Annotated in this window: 19 protein-coding genes and 2 tRNA genes; 16 read left to right on the forward strand and 5 right to left on the reverse strand. The window is 60.5% G+C overall.

Features of this window, described 5'->3' with window-relative positions; genetic code table 11:
* The first annotated feature begins 187 nt into the window (after positions 1-187).
* From AB5Z20_RS05270 to typA, 4 genes are all read left to right on the forward strand, one after another.
* Positions 188-688 (forward strand): bifunctional nuclease family protein, encoded by a 501-nt coding sequence (locus AB5Z20_RS05270; protein WP_368156560.1) that lies wholly within the window; start codon positions 188-190, stop codon positions 686-688.
* 30 nt (positions 689-718) lie between these two features.
* Complete coding sequence (locus AB5Z20_RS05275; protein ID WP_368156562.1) at positions 719-1075, forward strand: hypothetical protein; 357 nt, start codon at positions 719-721, stop codon at positions 1073-1075.
* 30 nt (positions 1076-1105) lie between these two features.
* Complete coding sequence (locus tag AB5Z20_RS05280; protein ID WP_035136509.1) at positions 1106-1555, forward strand: hypothetical protein; 450 nt, start codon at positions 1106-1108, stop codon at positions 1553-1555.
* 117 nt (positions 1556-1672) lie between these two features.
* Positions 1673-3511 (forward strand): translational GTPase TypA, encoded by a 1839-nt coding sequence (gene typA, locus AB5Z20_RS05285; protein ID WP_118226034.1) that lies wholly within the window; start codon positions 1673-1675, stop codon positions 3509-3511.
* Positions 3512-3639: 128 nt separating this feature from the next.
* Here typA and AB5Z20_RS05290 read toward each other — a convergent pair whose 3' ends face one another.
* From AB5Z20_RS05290 to AB5Z20_RS05310, 5 genes are all read right to left on the reverse strand, one after another.
* A complete protein-coding gene (locus tag AB5Z20_RS05290; RefSeq protein WP_368156563.1) occupies positions 3640-4788 on the reverse strand; it encodes a hypothetical protein in 1149 nt (382 codons plus the stop codon).
* Between the two features lie 105 nt (positions 4789-4893).
* Positions 4894-5583: a trimeric intracellular cation channel family protein gene (locus AB5Z20_RS05295; protein WP_343007740.1), complete on the reverse strand. Its 690-nt coding sequence runs from the start codon at positions 5581-5583 to the stop codon at positions 4894-4896.
* A 210-nt stretch (positions 5584-5793) separates the two neighbouring features.
* On the reverse strand, positions 5794-6801 hold the full coding sequence (locus AB5Z20_RS05300; protein ID WP_368156565.1) for a hypothetical protein: 1008 nt from the start codon (positions 6799-6801) through the stop codon (positions 5794-5796).
* A gap of 244 nt (positions 6802-7045) precedes the next feature.
* A tRNA-Ser gene (locus tag AB5Z20_RS05305) sits at positions 7046-7136 on the reverse strand.
* Between the two features lie 48 nt (positions 7137-7184).
* Positions 7185-7275 (reverse strand) — tRNA-Ser (locus AB5Z20_RS05310).
* A 494-nt stretch (positions 7276-7769) separates the two neighbouring features.
* Here AB5Z20_RS05310 and rpsF point away from each other — a divergent pair.
* The 12 genes from rpsF (at position 7770) to carB (ending at position 22630) form a co-directional block, all read left to right on the forward strand.
* Positions 7770-8063 carry a 30S ribosomal protein S6 gene (gene rpsF / locus AB5Z20_RS05315; protein ID WP_006235831.1) on the forward strand — a complete coding sequence of 98 codons (294 nt, stop codon included), beginning with the start codon at positions 7770-7772 and terminating at the stop codon, positions 8061-8063.
* Between the two features lie 48 nt (positions 8064-8111).
* Positions 8112-8564 carry a single-stranded DNA-binding protein gene (locus tag AB5Z20_RS05320; protein ID WP_055310294.1) on the forward strand — a complete coding sequence of 151 codons (453 nt, stop codon included), beginning with the start codon at positions 8112-8114 and terminating at the stop codon, positions 8562-8564.
* Between the two features lie 72 nt (positions 8565-8636).
* Complete coding sequence (gene rpsR, locus AB5Z20_RS05325; RefSeq protein WP_006235829.1) at positions 8637-8903, forward strand: 30S ribosomal protein S18; 267 nt, start codon at positions 8637-8639, stop codon at positions 8901-8903.
* 15 nt (positions 8904-8918) lie between these two features.
* The gene (gene rplI, locus AB5Z20_RS05330; protein WP_022094073.1) at positions 8919-9458 is read left to right on the forward strand and encodes a 50S ribosomal protein L9; all 540 of its coding nucleotides are present in this window, start codon (positions 8919-8921) and stop codon (positions 9456-9458) included.
* A 218-nt stretch (positions 9459-9676) separates the two neighbouring features.
* Positions 9677-11074 (forward strand): replicative DNA helicase, encoded by a 1398-nt coding sequence (gene dnaB / locus AB5Z20_RS05335; RefSeq protein WP_368156580.1) that lies wholly within the window; start codon positions 9677-9679, stop codon positions 11072-11074.
* Positions 11075-11167: 93 nt separating this feature from the next.
* The gene (locus AB5Z20_RS05340) at positions 11168-12454 is read left to right on the forward strand and encodes an adenylosuccinate synthase (RefSeq protein WP_368156566.1); all 1287 of its coding nucleotides are present in this window, start codon (positions 11168-11170) and stop codon (positions 12452-12454) included.
* A 120-nt stretch (positions 12455-12574) separates the two neighbouring features.
* Entirely contained in the window at positions 12575-13879 is a 1305-nt protein-coding gene (purD, locus tag AB5Z20_RS05345) for a phosphoribosylamine--glycine ligase (RefSeq protein WP_368156568.1), read from the forward strand.
* A gap of 21 nt (positions 13880-13900) precedes the next feature.
* Complete coding sequence (locus AB5Z20_RS05350) at positions 13901-14596, forward strand: NUDIX domain-containing protein (RefSeq protein ID WP_368156569.1); 696 nt, start codon at positions 13901-13903, stop codon at positions 14594-14596.
* Between the two features lie 247 nt (positions 14597-14843).
* Complete coding sequence (locus tag AB5Z20_RS05355) at positions 14844-16613, forward strand: ABC transporter ATP-binding protein (protein ID WP_368156570.1); 1770 nt, start codon at positions 14844-14846, stop codon at positions 16611-16613.
* Positions 16614-16632: 19 nt separating this feature from the next.
* A complete protein-coding gene (locus AB5Z20_RS05360) occupies positions 16633-17592 on the forward strand; it encodes a hypothetical protein (protein ID WP_368156572.1) in 960 nt (319 codons plus the stop codon).
* A 282-nt stretch (positions 17593-17874) separates the two neighbouring features.
* Positions 17875-19314, forward strand: coding sequence for a glutamine-hydrolyzing carbamoyl-phosphate synthase small subunit (gene carA / locus AB5Z20_RS05365; protein WP_368156573.1), 1440 nt, complete (start codon positions 17875-17877; stop codon positions 19312-19314).
* A 1-nt stretch (position 19315) separates the two neighbouring features.
* Positions 19316-22630 carry a carbamoyl-phosphate synthase large subunit gene (carB, locus tag AB5Z20_RS05370; protein ID WP_368156575.1) on the forward strand — a complete coding sequence of 1105 codons (3315 nt, stop codon included), beginning with the start codon at positions 19316-19318 and terminating at the stop codon, positions 22628-22630.
* Positions 22631-22717: the final 87 nt, after the last annotated feature.

Here is a 22717-nt window from a genome sequence, read left to right on the forward strand (position 1 = left end):
CCATCAAAACGTTAAGAGCCCTGGGGCATTGCCTCGGGGCTTTTTTCTTATCCAACAAAAGTAGTCAAAATAGCCCCGTCCCAAATTAACTGCTTTGATTTTGTGTGCTGGGCGAAAGATTGGGTAGTATAGCTATTCAATGCGGCGACCCTGCCGTGTGTTAACCGCTACGTACCGGAGGTGTTCCATGGTTCGTGTCGACATAGAGACCATCGTCATGGCCGCCGGTCCCGTGCCATCGCTTATCGTGCTTCGTGAGCGCTGCGGCAAGTCGGATTCGACGGCGCCCCTGCGTTCGCTTTCCATTCAGACCGGCTCGTTTGAGGCCGCGGCCATTAGCCGTGGCATCGATAGCGGTCGCGCCGAGCGCCCGATAACGCATGACCTGCTGCTTGACACTGTCGATGCCCTGGGCGCCAAGCTCGAGCGCGTCGAGATCGTTCGTGCCGAACCGCCGGTGTTCTATGCGACGGTTGTCGTGTTGGCCGATGGCAGCGAGCATAGAATCGATGCACGTCCGAGCGACGCCATCGCCCTTGCCGTACGCAGTAATGCCCCCATGTTCGTTGAAGACGACATCATGAATCGCTTGGGTACCGTCTCGCCGCACGCCGAGGAAGTTGACGACGAGCAGGAGTTCGAGAAGTTCGACGAGTTCGTTCATACGCTCTCCCCCGATGATTTTTAGATGTCTTGCACGCGAGCGGAGAGGTCGCTGATGGGTACCCGCGTATCGGCTGAAGCGGCCGCCATCGCGCGTGAAGCCCGGATGCGCTCGGAGGCATCCGAGGCGGCTCGCATCGCCTATGTGACGCAGGCCCGCACGCTTCGCGAGCGCCGCGGCTCCTATATCAAGATGGTTATCATCTCCGCCCTTGTCGCGGCAATCTGTTCTCGTCTTCGTGGTACAGTTGGTGCGCTTGGGTTTTCGATTTCAACAGGCTTGGTAATCTGGGGTGTGGTCGATGCAGTAATGCTTACCAGCCAGATCAAGGTACTCGACAAGCGCGCGGCGGACATGATGCGCGCCCGCGATGCCGCTGCTAAGATCGCCGCCGAGGCACAAGAACTGTAACGACGCCGGACTCGATGGGAAGGTCTAAAAATGGCACAGGATATGCAGGACGCCGGAAACGTCTCCGCCGAGCTCGACGCCATGGTGTGCGACCTTATCGGGGCATTTTTAGACGATCTTGCCGCCGGTGAGAACCCCGGCGTTGTCGTTGCGATCGAGGACGCCGCGTCCAACCGCTATCTGGCGGCACTCGACGAGGACGGCGAGGAGGCATGCCTCGAGGCTGCCACCAACTTTATCTCCGAGCACAAGATGGGTCTTAAGGACGAGGGCCTGGGCCGCATTGCCCGTTACGCCATCGGCTACACCGGGTGTGTCGAAATTGACGGCGGCTACCATGACGCCCTGCTCGTGAGTTTCTTTGAGACGACGCTCGAGAGCGGCTTTTCGGCATACGTACTGTACGAGGGTGTGGGCGCCGGCGATGGTTTTATGTGGAGCGACCCTGAACCTGCAGGTGAGGAAACCCCTCTTATCTAAAATCGCTAAAATAAACGAGTTTTCGGTAAAAGGCTCAATATTCCCGCCGAGCGTTGTGTTGCTGGGCGGGTCGCATACGCGTGCCGGTTGTATATAGATAGAAGATAGGGGAACTACATGCGCGTAGACAATCTGAGGAACATCGCCATCATCGCTCACGTCGACCACGGCAAGACGACGATGGTCGACAAGCTCCTGCGTGCCACGGACGCCTTCCGTGCCAACCAGCAGGTCGAGGACCGCGTCCTGGATTCTAACGACCAGGAGCGCGAGCGCGGCATTACGATTCTCGCCAAGAACATCTCTATCGAGTACAAGGACGTTAAGATCAACGTCATCGACACCCCGGGCCACGCCGACTTTGGCGGCGAGGTCGAGCGCGTGCTGCGTATGGCCGACGGCGCCCTGCTGCTGGTCGATGCCTTTGAGGGCCCCATGCCCCAGACCCGCTTCGTGCTGCGTCATGCTATCGACACCGGCCTCAAGATCATGATCGTCATCAACAAGATCGACCGTCCGGGCGCCAACCCCGAGAAGGCCTACAACGACTGCCTGGACCTTATGGCCGACTTGGGCGCCACCGACGACCAGCTTGAGTTCGCCATGGAGCACGTGGTCTACGCCAGCGCCATGAATGGCTTTGCCCGCCTTGACCCCAACGACGGCAACATGGACATGTATCCGCTGCTCGATATGATCATCGACGACATGCCCGCTCCCGAGGTTGACGAGAACGCCCCGCTGGCCATGCAGTGCGTGACCATCGACCACTCCAACTTCGTTGGCCGCATCGGTATCGGTCGCGTGTACTCCGGCACCATTCACCAGGGCGATCAGATTCTGGTTGTGAAGAACGACGGCTCCAGCGCTACTGCTACCGTCAAGCAGCTCTTTACCTTCGACTACCTGGGCCGCACCGAGTGCCAGGAAGTCGGCGCCGGCGATATCGCCGCCGTCGTGGGCATTGACCGCACCGATATCGGCGATGTCTACACCGACCCCGAGAACCCCGTCGAGCTCGAGCCCATCGAGATCGACCCGCCGACCCTGTCCATCGTCTTTGAGGCTTCGACCTCCCCGCTCGTCGGCCGTGACGGCGACATCGTGGGTGCCCGTCAGCTCAAGGAGCGCCTGTTCAACGAGGCCGAGAACAACGTGACCATGAAGATCGAGGAGCTCGAGGACAAGAGCGGCGTCGAGGTCTCTGGCCGCGGCATTCTGCACCTGTCCGTCCTGATGGAGTCCATGCGCCGCGAGGGCTTCGAGTTCCAGGTCGGTCGTCCCCGCGTTCTGTTTAAGAAGGACGAGAACGGTAACAAGCTGGAGCCTGTCGAGCAGGCCGTCGTTGAGTGCCCGGACGAGTACTCGGGCAAGGTCGTCGAGGTCTTCGGTACCTCCGGTGGCATCATGACGAGCATGGATACCTCGGGCATCGTGACGCACCTTGAGTTTAAGATCCCGACCCGCGGCATCATGGGTCTTAAGAACCGCATCATGAACGTCACTCACGGCGAGGGCGTGTTCTACCACACCTTCCTGGAGTACGGCCCCTACGCCGGCGAGATCGGCAACCGCCAGAACGGCGCCATGATCTCCATGACCACCGAGAAGGCCGTTGCCTACGCTCTGGGTACGCTGCAGGAGCGCGGCCAGCTGTTTGTTGAGCCGGGCACCGAGTGCTACGAGGGCATGATTGTGGGCGAGCGCAGCAAGGCCGGCGACATGGTCGTCAACATCGCCCGTACCAAGAACTTGGGCAACCAGCGTTCCTCGACCTCCGACATCTCCGTGCAGTTGGTGCCGCCTCGCACCTTCTCTCTGGAAGAGGCGCTGGAGTACATCGCCGACGACGAGCTGGTCGAGATTACTCCCAAGAATATCCGCCTGCGCAAGCGCCTGCTCAACGCCACCGACCGTAAGAAGGCCGCCGTCCGCGCCGGTCAGGTCAACAAATAAGCGCTGGGGCTTATAACCGCCAATGAGAAAGGGCGTCGACCGCAATGGTCGGCGCCCTTTTTGGTGTACAGGGATTGAGCCGGTCTGCACCCCTGCAAAGGTGCCTGCCCCTTTGCAGGGGTCGACGGCTAGGCGGAGGGAAGGCCCGGGGTGTTGGCGGCCTGCTGCGGCTTGAGGCGGGCGTTGCGCCAGATGATTTGGATAACGTAGCCGAGCATAAAGACAAAGGCCACGCCGCTGACGAAGTCGCCGATGAGGGGAAGTCCCGTGAGGGCACCTGCGGCGATACCGCCCACGGCGGCCATGGCGTAGCGGTTCTGGTTGTGTCCGACCATGCGGGCGATCGCGCACCCCGCAAAGGCGGTGGAGACCAGCGCGATGCCGATAACGCCGCACAAGAGGGTTCCGGCAAGCGACAGGCCAGCGATAGAGATAATCAGCAACAATACGGCAGGGACAATGGTTACCGTACCCAGAAGACCGCTCATCCACAGGGGTGTGGGGCGCTGGTGGAGCATTCCGGCGGCGCTGGCGGTCGCACGCGGAAAGACGAGCTCGAGCAACAGAGCGATAAAGCAGGTCGAGAGTGCCGCGGCCACGATGCCGTCGACGATATCGTTAACCGTCGTGGCGGCGCCTTCGTTTTCGGTGCGGTCGATCTTGAGCGCGCCGACCTCGGCTCCTGCGGCGCGCTCGGGGTCCTCGGAGACGTGCGCGTTAACGGTGCCGGTAATGCGGGCGTTCTTGCCCAAGACGAGCTTATCGGCCCAAACCTCGACATCGCCGTCGACGGTGCCATCGATGGTCACGGTGTCGCCTGCGAGCGCTGCCGACTTGGCAGAGCCGCGCAGGGCAACCGTCTCGCCCATCGCGTAAAAACAGTTGGCGGTGCTACCAGTGTTGAGCACGACATGCTGACCGGCTACCGTCACGCTGCCATCGATTGCGGTTTTGGAGATATCGATGGTACGCGCCGCCAGGCGAACGGCTCCGCCTATGGTGCAGTCGCGAATCGAGAGGGTATCGCCTGCCGCGATAATATCGCGGCCGATGGAAGCGTCGTCTAGGTTAAGGCTCTGACCGGCCCAGTACAGGTCGCCGTCGACGCCAGACGGATTTGAGTCAACTTCGGTTGCGAGCACATTGCCCGCGGTGTCTGTGCCGGCGAACGACGTCGTGGGAAGCGCGGTCAGCGCAAGTGCAATCAGTGCGAATAGGAGGGCGATGCGGCCACGCGTTTTGCGGCATCGGGACGACGGTTCTGGGTTGCAAGGCATAGTGAATCCTTCGTTAGATACTCGACATGTATCTAACAGGGTACCCAACGCGCGGGCGCTCTAAAAGAACCTCTCAGTTGCATTTCGGGGACGAGCCCGCGCTAGCTATTTTTTGCGATGCAAGAAGCGCGCGATGTCTTCCTCGGTGGGGCTTTTGATGTCAAAGCGCAGTGAGAGCCAGCGCAGACCCATGGTCACGGCAACGCATACGACCAGTGCGGCGACATTGCTCATGATGCCGCTCATAACGAGACACACATAGCTTGTCGATCCGGCGATGGCTGCGATGGCATAAAAGTTAGTACGTTGGAAAATGCCCGGAACCACGCCCATAAAGCCGTCGCGCAACATGCCGCCACCCACCGCGGTGAAAAAGCCCATCATGATGCATACGGCCGGCGCAAAGCCATAAACCAGTGCTTTGTCCGCTCCGGTGGCGGCGTAGATGCCGACCGAGATGATGTCGAGCAATGGGATGAGTTTCTCGGGTTTATCGACGATTGCCGGGAAGATGTAGATGATGGCCGCCGTGGCGATGGAGAGCGGCAGCGCCATTGGCTGGTTGAGGATGTAGACGTTGCCGACCTGGAGTGTCATATCGCGCAAAAGACCGCCGCCCAGACCGCAGACCACCGCGAGCGCGACCGCGCCCACCAGGTCGAGCTTGTGTTCGCGCGCAACCAGCACACCCGAGATCGATGCAGCAACAACGGCGAACATCTCGAGCCAAAAGGGGATAGCGACCATGGCATCCGAGGCATGTGAGGTAACGGTTATAGCGGCGACGACGGGCAAGATGGGGTCCTTTGAGTTACGGGTTTGAACAATGCCCGTACATAGTACATGTTCGGCGCCGATTGCGACCCTATTGCTCGGCAAACGGTCTGGACTGGGTGCGGTCATGGGTTCCAAACATGTACATCAGCCTCCAAAGATGTCAAAAAATGTCGGTTTTGGAGGGTGATGTGCATGTTTGGGGGAAGCGCGGGGTGAGCGGGTCCGTCGTTACTCAGAAGGCGACTCTTCGGCTTGATCGCTCTTCCAGTTACGGATAAGCACCTTGCGCAGTTCGTTTTGCTTTCGCTGATACTCGGCATCTACGCAACGAGGCATGCTGAGTGCTTCGCGGATATTGTTCATGGCGCGGTGGAAAGCGAGTTGGCTGGCAAATTGCGTTGAGGTGAGCGTGACGATGCGATAGCCCATTTGGGCGAGTACGGCCTCTCGCCCCGCATCTGCTCCCTTGCGTTCGGCCTCGTCGTGAAGGCCGCCCTTATATTCGATGCCGAGCTCTCTGCGCTTATAGGTAATGAGGGCATCGATTTTAAGCGTTCGAGCTTTGGTGCAATGCCAAAGTCGTTTAGGGATTTCGAGTGGCTTGTTGAGTTCGACACCTCGGATGCCAACGCCGCCTTCGCTCGTCGGGAGTGAAAGGGCGATAGCGGATGCGGTTTCCATGGGTGAGGCTGAGTGGTCGTAGATATGTCTGAGCGCGAGTCTGGCGCGTGTGGCACCGGGTTTGCCGGGGTGCCGATCGAGCAGTTCGACAATTTCGTCCTTGGAAGTGGTGGCTGGCTGCTCGGTATAAGGGTCATCGGGATTAAGCCCCATGCGATAATCACCGCAAACTTCGTAGCCGTATTCGAGGTGTTCGATTCTGTCCATCCACTCGGCAGCGAATACGAAGGTAAGGGCTTCGTCGGTGATAAAAATACCGGGGGTCAGCTCGTCAATATGGTCGTAGGGTAGATTTTGGCCAAGAACGTGGCAATTTACACCGTTGGCGCGGATTCGCTCGAAGGCAAATATAACGGAGATATCGATAGTCTCAAGCATGCTAGTGGGAATACCGCAGTCGGTAAGAGCCTGTCGAATGCGCGTGATACGTTGCTGGGTGGAGAGGCCTCTTGCGCCTATCTGGTAGTCGTGTTGCGCGACCGCTTGAACCAGGTCTTGTGGCGCATGATGGACGAGCCATGCGGTTTTATGCGTAATGAGAACAGGAGTATCCATTAGGGACCTCTCGCTTTATGCCGATATGCAGTCCTTATGTCCGTTGAAGTGAGGAAATATACCGAATGCCGGCAAAACGGCCGATCGTGCGCCGAGTGCGATATGCAAACATGTACATCAGCCTCCAAAGATGTCGAAAAATGTCGTTTTTGGAGGGTGACGTACATGTTTGGTTGGGATGTGCGGCCGAGAGGGGATCCGATAACAAAAAAGCTCCCATTCTCGGGAGCTTTCTCAACCAAAATGGCGGAGGAGGAGGGATTCGAACCCTCGTGACCTTATACAGGCCAAACGGTTTTCGAGACCGCCGCATTCAACCACTCTGCCACCCCTCCGCGTGGGGTAAAAACAAAGCAGGCTCGAAGGCCTGCTTTGGAATTAACTGGCGGAGAGTCAGGGATTTGAACCCTGGAGACGCTTTTGACGCCTACACGATTTCCAATCGTGCTCCTTCGGCCACTCGGACAACTCTCCGTTAAATGCGAAAGTCAGTATACACGAGGAATCGCAAAGTGCAAACAGAAAAGTTGGCATTTTTTGAAACGTTTGGCTTCGTGACGGGATCTAGGAGGGCAAAAACGGGCTCTGACCAGCAGGGTTGCATGCGGCAAATTGTTCAAAATGGGTATTTATAAACGCCGTGGCGGCAATTTTAAAAATCTTTAAGCGGTGTTGTGAACCACTGGTATGTATTTCGCGACCACAACCATGCGCTCGCTGACCTGCGGCTTGGCTCAGTTTGTCCCCGCAGCGCCGTATCTTGTCCACAGATTCGTCAAGCATTTGGTCAGCATTTGGTTGGAAGACGCATGAAGTGCCGTGTGAGTATGGACATATGTGGAGGTCATGAGGTTGTAGCTGCATATTCTTGCAGCCTGGGAGGTTGAAAGATATTATTACCAAGTCTTTTCCTGCTTCAGGCGCACCTTCACGACCTGAAGCCACATTTGCCCAGAGGAGGTGACAATATGAAGGCTTATGAACTGCTGTTCTTTGTTGACCCGTCGCTCGACCCCGAGACTCGTCTCGCTGTTATGAAGCGTATCGATACCACGATCGCTGAGGGCGCTGGCAAGGTCGACTCCGTTGACGAGTGGGGCAAGCGCAAGCTCGCCTACGAGATCAACGACCTCACCGATGGTGACTACACCCTCATCAACTTCCACGCAGATCCTACCCAGATCGCCGAGCTTGATCGCGTCCTGCGCATCACCGACGCTGTGGTCCGCCACATGATCGTCCGTCGCGACGACCAGGAGTAAGACTGTCGTTTTGGACTGGGCTTGTGCCCCAAGAGGAAGTAGTGAGTTATGAGCATCAATCGAGTGAACATCACCGGTAACCTCACGCGTGATCCCGAGCTGCGCGCCACTGCCGGCGGAACCCAGGTTCTGTCCTTTGGCGTCGCCGTGAACGATCGTCGCCGTAACCCGCAGACTGGCGAGTGGGAGGACTATCCCAACTTTGTCGACTGCACCATGTTCGGCACGCGCGCCGAGGCCGTGAGCCGTTTCCTGGCAAAGGGAAACAAGGTCGCGATCGAGGGCAAGCTGCGCTACAGCTCTTGGGAGCGCGACGGCCAGCGCCGGAGCAAGCTTGAGGTCATCGTCGATGAGATCGAGTTTATGAGCTCCCGTGGTGGCCAGGGTGGTTACGATCAGGGCGGTTACGCCCCCGCAGCTCCCGCGCCCGCAGCACGTCCTGCCGCACCGGTGGCTACGCCGCCCGCGGTCGACGTCTACGATGAGGACATCCCGTTTTAAGGGCTGTTCACCTATTTTTGAGTGAGAGGCGGCTTCGGTTCGCCGAAGTTGCCAAACGAAAGGTATTTTGACATGGCTAATGATTTTTCTGCACGTCAGCCGCGTCGTAAGTACTGCCAGTTCTGCAAGGAGAACACTGAGTTCATCGACTATAAGGACACTCAGCTTCTCCGTAAGTACATGACCGACCGTGGCAAGATCAAGCCCCGTCGCGTCACTGGCGCTTGCACGCAGCATCAGCATGACATCGCCAACGCCATCAAGCGCGCCCGCGAGATGGCTCTCCTGCCGTACACCGTCCCCGTGGTTTCCTCTCGTGGCAACCGCGACCGCGGCTAAGAAGGGAGACACATCATGAAGGTTATTCTTCTCGATGAGATCAAGGGCAAGGGCGGCGAGGGTGACGTCGTAGAGGTCGCTCAGGGTTACGCTGAGAACTTCCTGTTCCCCAAGAAGCTCGCTGTTGCCGCCACCAAGGGCAACCTCAAGCAGCTTGACGAGCGTCGCAACAACATCGCCAAGCGCGAGGCCGTCCGTCTGGCTACCGCCAACGAGACCAAGGCTGCCTTCGAGGGCAAGACGGTCACCGTTGACGTCAAGGTCGGCGACGAGGGCATCCTCTTTGGCTCCGTTACCGCCGCTATGATCGCTGACGCCATCAAGGCTCAGCTCGGTATGGACATCGACCGCAAGCGCGTCGAGCTCGGTAAGCCCATCAAGGTTGCTGGTGCCCACACCGTTGCCATCTCGCTGTACCGCGAGATCAAGGCCGAGGTTGTCGTTCTCGTTGGCGTTACCGCCGAGGAGCTCGCTGCCGAGGCTGAGGTCGAGGAGGCCGCTGAGGTCGCCGAGGCCGAGACCGCCGAGGTCGAGACTGAGGCTGCTGCCGAGTAGCATTTGCTGCAACGCAACAATCTTGTTCTAAGAAGGGCGCTCTGGGAGACCAGGGCGCCCTTTTGTTTTCTACGCTTAGCGAGCGCCATGGCATGCGTTGTGGTGAAGTCCCAAATGCGGGACCGTTCATCCGTTTCGTTCGGTGATGATTGCCGGGGCGCGGCCCGTTTTGGGGTTGTGGCTGATACTATGGATGCTCGCAAGCGATATGAATGAGGATGCTCATGGCATACGACGATAGGGAGACGGGGCTGACGGTCGAGGACCGTGGCTCCAAGTTGGGTCTCCCTCAAAACCAAGATGCAGAGGCCAATGTACTGGCCGCCATGCTGCTGTCGCCCGAGGTGGTCGAGGAAGCCCAGGTCGAGCTGCAGCCCGATGACTTCTACCGGCCCATTCATAAGACCATCTACACCGCGATGGTCGATATGTACAACAGCCGCATTCCCATCGACTCTATCTCGCTGATCGATTACCTGCGCAGCATCAACAAGCTTGATGCCGTGGGCGGCGAGGCCTACATTTTGGAGCTGATGGGTCAGACCCTGTCGCTCGTGAACTGGCAGCACCATGCCGCCATCGTCCGTCGCGACTCGATGCTGCGCGAGCTGATCGGTGCCACCAACGAGATCAACGCGTTGGCCTATAACGCCCCTACCGACACCAAAGAGGTCGTGGAGGTGGCCGAGAGCAAGCTGCTTAAGGTCACGGCGCGCGAGGTCAAGTCGAGCTATAAGACACTGACCGAGTTTATGGTCGAGGCCTATAACGAGGCCGAGGAAGTGTGTAAGGCCGGTGGACAGGCCGCGGGCGTGCCCACCGGCTTCCCGTCGCTCGACCGCATGCTCATGGGTTTCCGCGAGGGCCAGCTCATCATTATCGGCGCCCGCCCTGCCGTGGGTAAGACGTCGTTCGCTCTGAACCTGGCGCTGAATGCCGCCGCTGCGGGCTATACCGTCGGCTTCTTTTCGCTGGAGATGTCGGGCAAGGAAATTGCCCAGCGCCTGATTTGCGCCTACGCCATGATCTCGATCAGCGACTTCCGTACGGGCCGCATTAGCCCCGAGCAGTGGGCCAATATCAACGAGGCCACGCAGACCTTGTCTAAGCTCGACATTCTGATTGACGATACGCCCGGCACCACGGTGACCGAGATCCGCGCCAAGAGCCGCCGCATGCTCCACAACAAGGAGAAGGCCATCATCATCCTGGACTACCTGCAGCTGGTGAGTCCTCCGCCGGGACGTCGCTCCGAGAGCCGTACCGTCGAGGTCTCCGAGATGTCGCGTGGCTTAAAGATCATGGCCAAGGAGCTCAAGATTCCGTTGATCGCGCTGTCGCAGCTGTCGCGTCAGGTCGAGTCCCGTACCGGCAAACGCCCGCAGCTGTCCGACCTGCGTGAATCGGGCTCCATCGAGCAGGACGCCGACATCGTTATGTTCTTGGACCGCTCCGCTGATGAGGCCGAGGCCTCGCGTGACGATCGACCCGACGAGGGCGTTACACGTATCGTCGTGGCCAAGAACCGTTCGGGCCCGATCGGTGACGTCGACCTGATGTTCCTGCCGGCATCCACCAAGTTCTATGAGCTTGATGGGGCGCATACCGAGGAGTAGGACAGGCGCCCGTTGCACGGGTATACTGGGAATGTTTTGTGCTTCTGCGTGCCAGCGTGGCGCGTAGACAGTCCATGAATGTAAGGAGTAAACATGCCGTCAACCGTTTTGGTCGGTGCCCAGTGGGGCGATGAGGGCAAGGGTAAGATCTGCGACCTGGTCGCCGGCGACTTCGATGCCGTCGTGCGCTATTCGGGCGGTAATAACGCCGGCCACACCATCGTCGTCAACGGCAAGAAGTACGGCCTGCACCAGGTGCCCTCCGGCATCATGTATTCCGACCATATGTCGGTGATCGGTAACGGCTGCGTCGTCAACCCCAAGGTTGTCCTTGAGGAGATTGACATGTTCGAGGCCGACGGCATCACCACCAAGAACCTCAAGATCAGTGGCAACGCGCACATTATCATGCCGTACCACATCGATCTGGATGGTGCTTTTGAGCAGAAGCTCGGCAAGAAGAACATTGGTACCACCAAGCGCGGCATCGGTCCGTGCTACCAGGACAAGATGGCCCGCATCGGCCTGCGCATGCAGGACATGCTGGACGAGGCGCTGTTCCGCGACAAGCTGGAGACCGCTCTTGCCCGCGTGAATCCCGAGCTGGAGCTCATCTACCACCTGCCCACCTACACCGTGGACCAGATCTGCGACGAGTACCTGCCCATGGCCGAGCGCCTGCGCCCCTACATCACCGAGACGAGCCTGCTGCTCAACAACATGATCGACGAGGGCAAGGACCTGCTGTTCGAGGGCGCCCAGGCGACGCTGCTCGACATCGACCACGGCACCTATCCGTACGTGACGTCTTCCAACTGCACCGCCGGCGGCGCCATCACCGGCTCCGGCGTCGGTATGAAGAATGTCGACCGCGTGCTGGGCGTCATGAAGGCCTATATCACCCGCGTCGGTTCGGGCCCCATGCCCACTGAGCTTTCCTATGAGTCCGAGGCCGGCCATACGCTGACCGAGGAAGGCTATGAGTACGGCGTGACCACCGGTCGCCGTCGTCGCTGCGGCTGGTTCGATGGCCCCATCGCCAACTACGCCTCGCGTGTTAACGGCCTCACTGATATCGCCATGACCAAGCTCGACGTGCTTTCGGCCTTCGATACCATCAAGGTGTGCGTTGCCTACGACGTCGACGGCGAGCGTTACACGAGCGTGCCTGAGCATCAGGTGCGCTTTGAGCATGCCAAGCCCATCTACGAGGAGCTCCCGGGCTGGAAGTGCGATATCACCGGTTGCCGCAGCTTTGACGAGCTGCCGCAGGAGGCTCAGGACTACGTGGCATTTATCGAGGATCTGGCACACATCCGCGTGACGTTCATTGGCGTCGGCGCCGGTCGCGAGCAGATCATCAACCGATTCTGGAAGTAATCGGCACTATTCGGTTATTGCGATATACCCCTTTGCAGCCCGGACGGGCGGCCGAGGGGTATATTTGCTTTGTATGGGTCCGCATGGTTGGCGGACCGTTCATCCATAGAGGAGGCACCCTTGAAGGCGGACACTCAAACCATCGACATCCTGTTGTTGGGCAGCGGCGGCCGCGAGCATGCTCTGGCAGCAAAGCTCGCAGCATCACCGCGCGCCGGCAAGCTCTACATTGCGCCGGGTAACGGCGGCACCGCGAGCTGCGGCGAGAACGTGGTTCTCGACGATTGCGATCCTGCGGCCGTGGCGGCGTTTGCCCAGAGCCACGGATGCGGACTCGTGGTGATTGGCCCCGAGGCTCCGCTCGTGGCGGGCGTTGCCGATGCCGTGCGTGCGGCGGGCATTCCCTGCTTTGGCCCGGGTGCCGAGGGCGCTCAGATGGAGGGCTCCAAGCTGTTCTCCAAGCAGCTCATGGAGCGTGCCGGCATTCCGACGGCCGCCTACGGCTCGTTTACTGACGAGGCGTCGGCTCTTGCCTATGTGCGCGAGCAGGGCGCCCCGCTGGTCGTGAAGGCTGACGGCCTGGCTGCAGGCAAGGGCGTTATCGTGGCGACCGAGCTTGCGCAGGCCGAGGAGGCCGTGCGCGAGTGCTTTGGCGGCACCTTTGGCGATGCCGGCAACACCGTTGTCATTGAGGAAATGCTGACCGGCCCCGAGTGCTCGCTGCTGGCCTTTACCGACGGCAAGACCGTGCGTCCTATGGCCACTTCGCAGGACCACAAGCGTGCGCTCGAGGGCGACCTTGGCCCCAACACCGGTGGCATGGGCGTCTACAGCCCGGTACCCATCGTGACCGACGAAGAGCACGCCACGATGGTGAAGGTCATGGAGCAGACCGTGGCCGAGCTTGCTGCCGAGGGCATCGACTACCGCGGCTGCCTGTATGGCGGCTTTATGCTCACCTCCGCCGGCCCCAAGGTGCTGGAGTTCAACGCCCGCTTTGGCGACCCCGAGACGCAGGTCGTGCTGCCGCGCCTCAAGAACGACCTGGTCGAGGTCATGCTGGCTTGTGCCAACTGTGAGCTCGATCAGATTGAACTCGACTGGCGTGACGAGTGGGCTGTGGCTGTTGTCCTGACGAGCGCGGGCTACCCCGGCAGCTACGAGAAGGGCAAAGTCATCACCGGCATCGCCGACGCCGAGGCCATGGAGAACGTGACCGTGTACCATGCCGGCACCGCCGTGGTGGACGGTCAGCTCGTGACCAACGGTGGCCGAGTGCTTGCCGTGACCGCGCTGGGCGACACGTTCGAGAGCGCTCGCAACCTTGCCTACGAGGCCTGTGAAAAGATTGATTTTGAAGGCAAGACCCTGCGTCATGACATCGGCCTGCGCGCGCTGCGTGGCCGCGACGCCTGGGATGCCTAAAGTCCGAGAGGGATGAGACGGATGGACGAGAAGAACGAAGAGCTCGTGGATGCGCAAATCGTCGAAGAGGACAGCCGCATGTATGGGCACGCCGAGGGCGAGCCTGGTGGCGAGGTCGCTGACGAGCCGGCGCTGGTGCTGGGCGACGACGACCCGCACGATACCGAGCTGCACGAGAAGATTCTTTCGGAGGAGTGCGCCTGGAAGGGCAAGATCCTCGACGTCCACCGTCTTGAGGTCGAGCTGCCCAACGGTCACCGCAGCGCCCGCGATATCGTTCGCCATCCGGGTGCGGCGGCCGTTGTGGCACTGACCGAGAGCGGCAAGATCGTACTGGTGCGTCAGTACCGCACCGCCATCGACCGCGTGACGGTCGAGATTCCTGCCGGCAAGCTCGATCCAGGCGAGGACCCGCTCGATTGCGCCAAGCGCGAGCTGCATGAGGAGACGGGCTTTAGGGCTGGTCGCATTCGCTTTTTGACGTCGATTGTCACGTCCTGCGGCTTCTGTGACGAGATCATTCACATCTACCTGGCCACCAAGCTCGAGTTCGATGCACCCAACCCCGATGATGACGAGTTCGTCAACGTGGACCTCGTGCCGCTGCACGAGCTGATCGACGCCGTACTCGACGGCAAGATCGAAGATGCCAAGACCGTTGTGGGCGCCTTGGCCTGCGATAGCATCGCGCACCGCTTGGGCGGAGCCGAACTCTAGGTTACGCGGTTTTACCAAACCGCGTAACGAGTCGACGCTGCAAACGCCCCTAAGCGGCAATCTGCCTTTCAATCGTCGCTCGCGTACCGAAGTACGCGTCGCTCCTCTTTCAAGGCACCTTGCTCGCTTAGGGACGTTTTCGCTGACGTTGCCAGAACATCGGCGTTATGCTTGTTGGGCTGCTTTTCTTTCAACTCGAACGGTTCAACCAGATTTCTCACCCTATTTATTTCTCCCCGAGGACTGCATGTTTAAGCGTTTTCTTTCTTATTACAAGCCCCAGATGGGGCTTTTTGTTGCCGATACTGTTTGCGCCCTGGTGCTTGCCGCCATTGACCTGGCGTTTCCTATTATTCTGCGCAATCTGACTGGTGGGCTCTTTACCCAGGGTCAGGCTGCTATTATGCAGGCGCTCGGTATGATCGCGGTTGGTCTGGTGCTGATGTATGCCATCCGTTGCGCCTGTCGCTACTTTGTGAGCTATTGGGGCCACGTGATGGGCGCGCGCATGGAGTCCAAGATGCGCGAGGACCTGTTCGATCAGTACGAGCGCTTTAGCTTTGCGTACTTCGATCGCAACAGCTCAGGTGACATGATGAGCCGCGTGGTCAACGACCTGTTCGATATCTGCGAGGCGGCACACCACGTGCCCGAGTGGATTATCATCTGCGGTATCGAGATTATCGGCTCGTTTGTGATCCTCTTTACCATCGCTCCGGTGCTGGCGCTTGCCATGGCCGTGGCGACGGCGGTGTTTGCGGTCATCATGTTTTGGCAGAACATGCGCATGCGCGAGGTCTTTAGCGACAACCGCAAAAAGATCAGCGGTATTAATGCTCAGCTGCAGGATTCGCTGGCCGGCATGCGCGTGGTCAAGAGTTTTGCGAACGAGGAGGCTGAACGCTCCAAGTTCCGCTCCTCCAACGACCGCTATCTTTCGTCCAAAGAGAATATGTATCACGCCATGGGCGTTTACACTGCGACGTATGGCCTGCTCTCGGGCGTGTTGTACGTGATCGTGGTGCTGCTGGGTGGTTGGCTGGTCGCCCAGGGACAGCTGCAGGCGGTCGATATGGCGACCTTCGCGCTCTACATTTCACTGTTCTGCACGCCGCTCGAGACGCTCGTCAATTCGGCTGAAACGTATCAGAAGGCCATCGCCGGCTTTAAGCGTATGGACGAGGTGCTTTCGACCGCCCCGGATATCCAGGACAAGCCGGATGCCGCGGACCTGCAGGTGACGGCTGGCGCGGTTGAATATCGCGACGTGTGCTTTAGCTACGAGGACGTTGAGCTCGGCGCAGGCGAAGAAGCTCGCCCCGTGATCGACCATATGAACCTGTCCATCAAGCCCGGACAGACCATTGCCCTGGTTGGCCCCTCGGGCGGTGGCAAGTCCACAACGTGTTCGCTGCTGCCGCGCTTTTATGACGTGGCTGCTGGATCCGTCAGCATCGACGGCCAAGACGTGCGCGACGTGACGCAGCGGAGCCTGCGCCGCGCCATTGGCCTGGTGCAGCAGGATGTCTATCTGTTTGACGGTACGATTGGCGAGAACATCGCTTACGGCAAGCCAGGCGCCACGGCAGAAGAGGTCGCCGAGGCCGCCCGCCGCGCCAATATCGATGCCTTCATTGAGTCGCTGCCGCAGGGCTACGACACGGTCGTGGGCGAGCGCGGCAGCCGTCTTTCGGGCGGCCAGAAGCAGCGCGTAGCCATTGCGCGCGTGTTTCTCAAGAACCCCAAGATCCTGATCCTGGACGAGGCGACGAGCGCCTTGGATAACGAGAGCGAGGAGGCGGTGCAGGAGTCGCTCGAGCGCCTGGCGCGCGGTCGCACCACGATCATCATCGCTCATCGTCTCTCGACCATTAAGCATGCCGACGAGATTGCGACCGTCGAGCATGGTCGCGTTGTGGAAAGTGGTACGCATGAGCAGCTTCTCGCCCGTGGTGGCACCTATGCCCGTTACTATCGAATGCAGTTCGAAGGTGCGCGTGCGCACGAGCTCGACTGATTGATATGACAGGAAGTATATGGCTGAGAAGAACCCTTTGACTCCGGAAGAAGTGACGGAGTTATTCTCCGAGATCGACGCATCCGGCGTTTTGGATCCGACGCTTGCCAAAAAGCGCACCGAGCGCATGCGCGAAAAAGAGGCAGCGGCCAAGCGCGGCGACAAGGCGGCGTTGGCGCAGCTTCGCAGCGAAGATCGCGCAAGCCAGACAAAACAGATCGACCCGCTGTCCGAGGACGACCCTTCGGGCTCGCAGGTGAGCCATACCATTACGAAGACCGCTATGGCTGTGGTCATCGGCATCCTTGTACTGATCGTGGGCATGCAGATTGGCTACGGCGTGATGCGTCGCCTGAACACTGCCAACCTGTCCGAGAGTGTTTCGGTGGATACCGTTTCCACGGCACTGAAGGGCGGCCTTGAGTGGGGTAACGGCTTTACGCAGTTCCCGCTCGACTTTACCGTCGACGAGGCGGACGAGCGCACAGGCACGGTCGAGGTAACGGTGTTGGACACGTCGTCTGCCAACGAGCTCGAGCTGCTGTCCAACGGGCAGATTCAGGCTGCGGCACTTGCGACCAACGCGTTGCTCAACGATAAGATTGACCGCGCGGTGTACAACGTGCACGCCTATATCGATGAGGACAGCAACATTCAGCACGATTCCTTCTTTGGCATGTTCCCCGCGAGGGGTCATCAGAGCGCCATTCTGACGTTCGTGTGGACCAAGAGCTCATCGACCGCTACGAACATCGACTGGAAGATGCATATCGTGAGTATGGACGACACGATTTCCGAGCGCATTCAAAAGCAGGTGAACTCGGTGTCGTCGCTGATTGAGGACCCGTCGGTGAGCCAGACCAAGATTGACGAGGAAAAGGCCGAACGTGACCTGGAGCATCGTCTGCATGGCCGCGAGATCTTCCGCGGTGGCAAGCCCGACCGCACGCCGTCCGATCTGCTAGAGCAGGATAAATAAGACGCCATCATCCCGCGTGAGCCAAGCGCCCGCGCGGGATGATTTTTCTGGGACGGGGATTAAATAATCATTCTGTTGTGTATGCAGTTGGCGACAAAGCCCCGCGCTCAGAATGATTTTTTAATCCCCGTCCCAGAAAAATCAATATGCATAGAAAGTCATAATTATCATTTCGTAAACATTTCGATGAAATTAACGCCATGGCGCATACTTGCGGTTAAAATACCGCAAGGCCTAACTACCAACCTTTAAGCCGGTCCGGAGAGACCGGGAAGGAGAATTATGGCGAATAACCATACTGCGGGCACTGCTGCCCGCACCTTCGCGCCCAGCGAGCTTTGCCAGCGCATGCTGGCCAAAACCAGCAAGGGCACCTGCGGTCCCTGCATCCTGTACCTTGAGGATGGGACCATTTTTTATGGCCGTGCATGCGGTGCCGAGGGTACCGCGACCGGCGAGGTCTGCTTCAACACCTCGCTTGAGGGCTACTTTGAGGTCATGACCGACCCGAGCTATGCCGGCCAAATCGTAACCATGACCTATCCGCAGATCGGTAACTACGGCATCGACGAGACCGACGTCCAGTCGGCCTTCCCCGGTGATACCGCCCGCCCCGCGAGCGCTCCGGCTATGCGCGGCATGATCGTCCGCGACATGTGCGCCACGTCTTCCAACTGGCGCTCGGCCGTCAGCGTGCCGGAGTACCTGCGTGCCCACGGCATCGTCGCTATCGAGGGCGTCGACACCCGCGCTCTTGTGCGCCACCTGCGCGACAACGGCTCCAAGATGGGCATTATCTCGACGGAAATCTTTGACGTCGTCGAGCTTGCCGAGCGTCTGGCCGCAGCGCCGACGCTGGTGGGCGAGAACCTGGTCAAGACCGTGAGCTGCCCTGAGCCCCACGAGTTTGCAGCTGCCGACCTGCCCGCTACGCATGACTTTGCGCTTGCCCCTGCCGCCCCCGCCCGCCACAACGTGGTCGCCTACGACTGCGGCGTCAAGCGCGGCATTCTGGAGGGCCTCGTCCGCGCCGGCTGCGACCTTACTGTCGTGCCGTGGGATACGCCCGCGAGTGAGGTGCTCGACATGAATCCCGACGGCGTCTTTTTATCCAACGGCCCCGGCGACCCCGATGCCGTGGTGGAGACCCATGAGCAGGTGCAGCAGCTGATCGGCAAGGTGCCGGTCTTTGGCATTTGCCTCGGTCACCAGATGATCAGCTTGGCGTGTGGCGCCCAAATGGAAAAGCTTAAATTCGGTCACCGTGGCGGTAACCAGCCGGTTATGAACCTGGTGAGCCGTCGCGTGGAGATCACCGCGCAAAACCACGGCTTTGGCCTGCTGTTCCCAAGTCTGGGCAAACTGATCCCGGAGCTTTCCGGCGGCGAGACCGAGCATGAGGCCGACGGCGACCTGCGCGCCTGGGTGCGTCGCGGCATCGCGCCGGTCGTGATGAACGAGCGCTTCGGCCGCATTCGCCTGACGCACGTGAACCTCAACGACGGCACCGCCGAGGGCATCCAGCTGCTCGATGCCCCGTGCTTCTCGGTCCAGTACCACCCCGAGGCCTCGCCCGGCCCCACCGATGCCCACTATCTCTTTACCGCCTTTACGCGACTCATGGATGGCGAGGAGAACTACCTGGACATCGACACCGCGAAGGACCGCCTTGCCGGCTGGAATTTCGCCGAGACCGCCGCGACCGAGACCGAGGAGAACTAACATGCCGAAACGTACTGACATCAAGCGTATCCTCGTCATTGGTTCGGGCCCCATCGTTATTGGCCAGGCCTGTGAGTTCGACTACTCCGGCGCCCAGGCCTGCAAGGTGCTCAAGGAGGATGGCTTTGAGGTCATCCTGGTCAACTCCAACCCGGCGACCATCATGACCGACCCGGGTCTTGCCGACCGCACCTATGTCGAGCCTATCACCGCGGAGTTTATCGAGCGCGTAATCAAGAAAGAGCGCCCGGACGCGCTGCTGCCCACGCTGGGCGGCCAGACCGGTCTGAACGCCGCCGTCGAGCTGGCAAAGGACGGCACGCTCGACAAGTACGGCGTCGAGATGATCGGCTGCGACCTGGCCGCTATCGAGCGCGGCGAGGACCGCAAGCTCTTTAACGAGGCCATGGCCGAGATTGGTCTGGAGGTCGCGCGCTCGGGCTATGCCTATAGCGTGGCCGACGCCGAGGCTATCGCCGAGCGCGTGGGCTATCCCTGCGTGCTGCGTCCGAGCTTTACCCTCGGCGGTGCCGGTGGCGGCATCGCGCATACCCACGAGGAGCTTGTCTCCATCGTGAGCCAGGGCTTGGAGCTCTCGCCCGCCCACGAGGTGCTGGTCGAGGAGTCCATCGAGGGCTGGAAAGAGTATGAGATGGAGGTCATGCGTGACCACGCCGGCAACGGCATCATCGTGTGCTCCATCGAGAATCTCGACCCCATGGGCGTGCACACCGGCGACTCCATCACCGTGGCGCCGGCGCAGACACTCTCCGATCTTGAGTATCAGCGCATGCGCGTGGCCTCGCTTGCCATTCTGGAGAAGATCGGCGTCGAGACCGGTGGCTCCAACGTGCAGTTTGCCGTGAACCCCAACACCGGTCGCTTGATCGTCATCGAGATGAACCCGCGCGTGAGCCGTTCGTCCGCGCTGGCCTCCAAGGCCACGGGTTTCCCCATCGCTAAGGCCGCCGCGCGCCTGGCTGTGGGCTATACGCTCGACGAGATCGTCAACGACATCACCAAGGCCACGCCCGCCTGCTTTGAGCCCACGATCGACTACTGCGTCGTTAAGGTGCCGCGCTTTGCCTTCGAGAAGTTCAAGGGTACCGACCCCACGCTCACCACGCGCATGAAGGCCGTGGGCGAGATTATGGCGATCGGCCGCACCTTTGAGGAGGCCTTTGGCAAGGCCATGCGCTCGCTGGAGGACGGTCACCAGGGTATCTGCGCCGGTGGCAAGGAGGGTGCCGACAAGCTGAGCGACGATGAGCTCGCCCAGGCCGTGGCGACCCCGACCGAGCACCGCATTTTCTTTGTGGTCGAGGCCCTGCGCCGTGGCTGGGACATCGCTCGTATCCATGCCATCTGCGGTATCGATCCGTGGTACCTCAACCGTATCAACGATATGGTGCAGGTCCAGGAGAGCATCCGCGGCCTGCGTGTGGAGGATATCGACGCCGACGCGATGCGCCTGCTCAAGCAGTACGGCACGAGCGACGCCGAGATTGCCGCGCTGACCGGCTCGGATGAGCGCTTTGTGCGCGCCTACCGCAAGGGTCTGGGCGTGGTTCCCAGCATGAAGACGGTCGATACCTGCGCTGCGGAGTTCTCGAGCGCCACGGAGTACCACTACAAGACGTACGAGAACATCTACCGCACGAGCCCGGATGCCAAGAAGTGCGCGGCTCCCGACGAGACCACGCCGGCGGACAAGCCAAAGGCGATGATCCTGGGCGCCGGCCCCAACCGCATTGGCCAAGGTATCGAGTTCGATTACTGCTGCGTGCACGCGAGCTACGCGCTGGCGGCCCGCGGCTTTGAGACCATCATGGTCAACTGCAATCCCGAGACCGTTTCGACCGACTACGACACCTCGGACCGCTTGTACTTTGAGCCGCTCACCTACGAGGACGTCATGGATGTCATCGATGTTGAGCGTCCCGACGGCGTCGTGGTGACGCTCGGCGGCCAGACTCCGCTTAAGCTGGCGCGCATGCTCGAGGAGAGCGGCGTGAACATTATGGGCACCAAGCCCGATGCCATCGACTTTGCCGAGGACCGCGAGCGCTTCGCCGCCCTGCTCGACAAACTGGGCATCATGTACCCGCCGGCGGGCCAGGCCACCTCGTTTGAGGAGGCCGAGGCCGTGGCCACACACATCGGCTACCCGCTGCTGGTGCGTCCGAGCTACGTGCTGGGCGGCCGCGGCATGATGATCGCCTACGATGCCGAGCATCTGCGCGATTACATGGCCGAGGCCGCGCGCATTAGCCCCGACTACCCGGTGTATCTGGACCGCTTCCTGGAGGGTGCGATCGAGTCCGACGTCGACGCCCTGTGCGACGGCGAGGAGGTCTACATCGGCGGTATCCTGGAGCATATCGAGGAGGCCGGTATTCACTCCGGCGACTCTGCGACCTGCATCCCGCCGTTCAGCTTTAGTGAGAGCCTGCAGGCGAAGCTTCGCGAGACCACGCGCCGCATCGCTGTGGCGTTGGGCGTACGCGGCCTGGTCAACGTGCAGTACGCCATCAAGGGCGAGACCGTCTACGTGATCGAGGCCAACCCGCGTGCCAGCCGCACCGTGCCGTTTATCTCCAAGGCCACCGGCGTGCCGTTGGCCAAGTGCGCGGCGCGTATCATGGCAGGCGATTCCATCGCGAGCCTGGGCCTGCCGAGCGACGAGCGTCAGCTCGATTGGTTCTGCATGAAGGAAGCCGTCATGCCCTGGGGCCGTTTCCCCGGTGCCGACGTTATCCTGGGGCCCGAGATGAAGTCGACGGGCGAGGTCATGGGTATCGCCAAGAGCTATCCCGAGGCATATGCCAAGACGCAGCTGGCGATCGACTACAAGCTGCCCGATCCGAGCTGCGGCAAGGTGTTCATCAGCGTGTGCGACCGCGACAAGCGCCATATCCTTTCGGTCGCCCGTATCCTGCGCTACCTGGGCTTTGATATCTGCTCCACCGAGGGTACGGCGCGCGTGCTGCGCGGCGGCAACGTGACGTGCGAAGTCGTGGAGAAGATCAGCGGCCCGCACGACGGCGAGCGTCCCAACATCGGCGACCTCATCGCCGATGGCAAGATTGCGGTAATCATCAACACGCCGTACGGTCCGGGCTCGCGTGGCGATGGCTACCTGCTACGTACCGAGGCCGTGCGTCGCGGCGTGACCTGCGTGACGGCGATGTCTGCCGCCAACACCTACGTGAGCGCCATCGAGGCGGTGCGCGAGGACCAGCAGGGTCACGGCAGCGCCAACGACATGGGCATGGACGTCATCGCCCTGCAGGACCTGCCGCAGTACACGGTGTAGTTGACCTGGCAGGCCGGGGCGGGAGGGGCCGAGTTTCCTCCTGAGCGACTCTGCTTGCAGCCGGAGCGAAAGGGGGAAATCTCGGCC

Source organism: Collinsella aerofaciens (genome assembly GCF_040910245.1).
Taxonomy (GTDB): Bacteria; Actinomycetota; Coriobacteriia; order Coriobacteriales; family Coriobacteriaceae; genus Collinsella.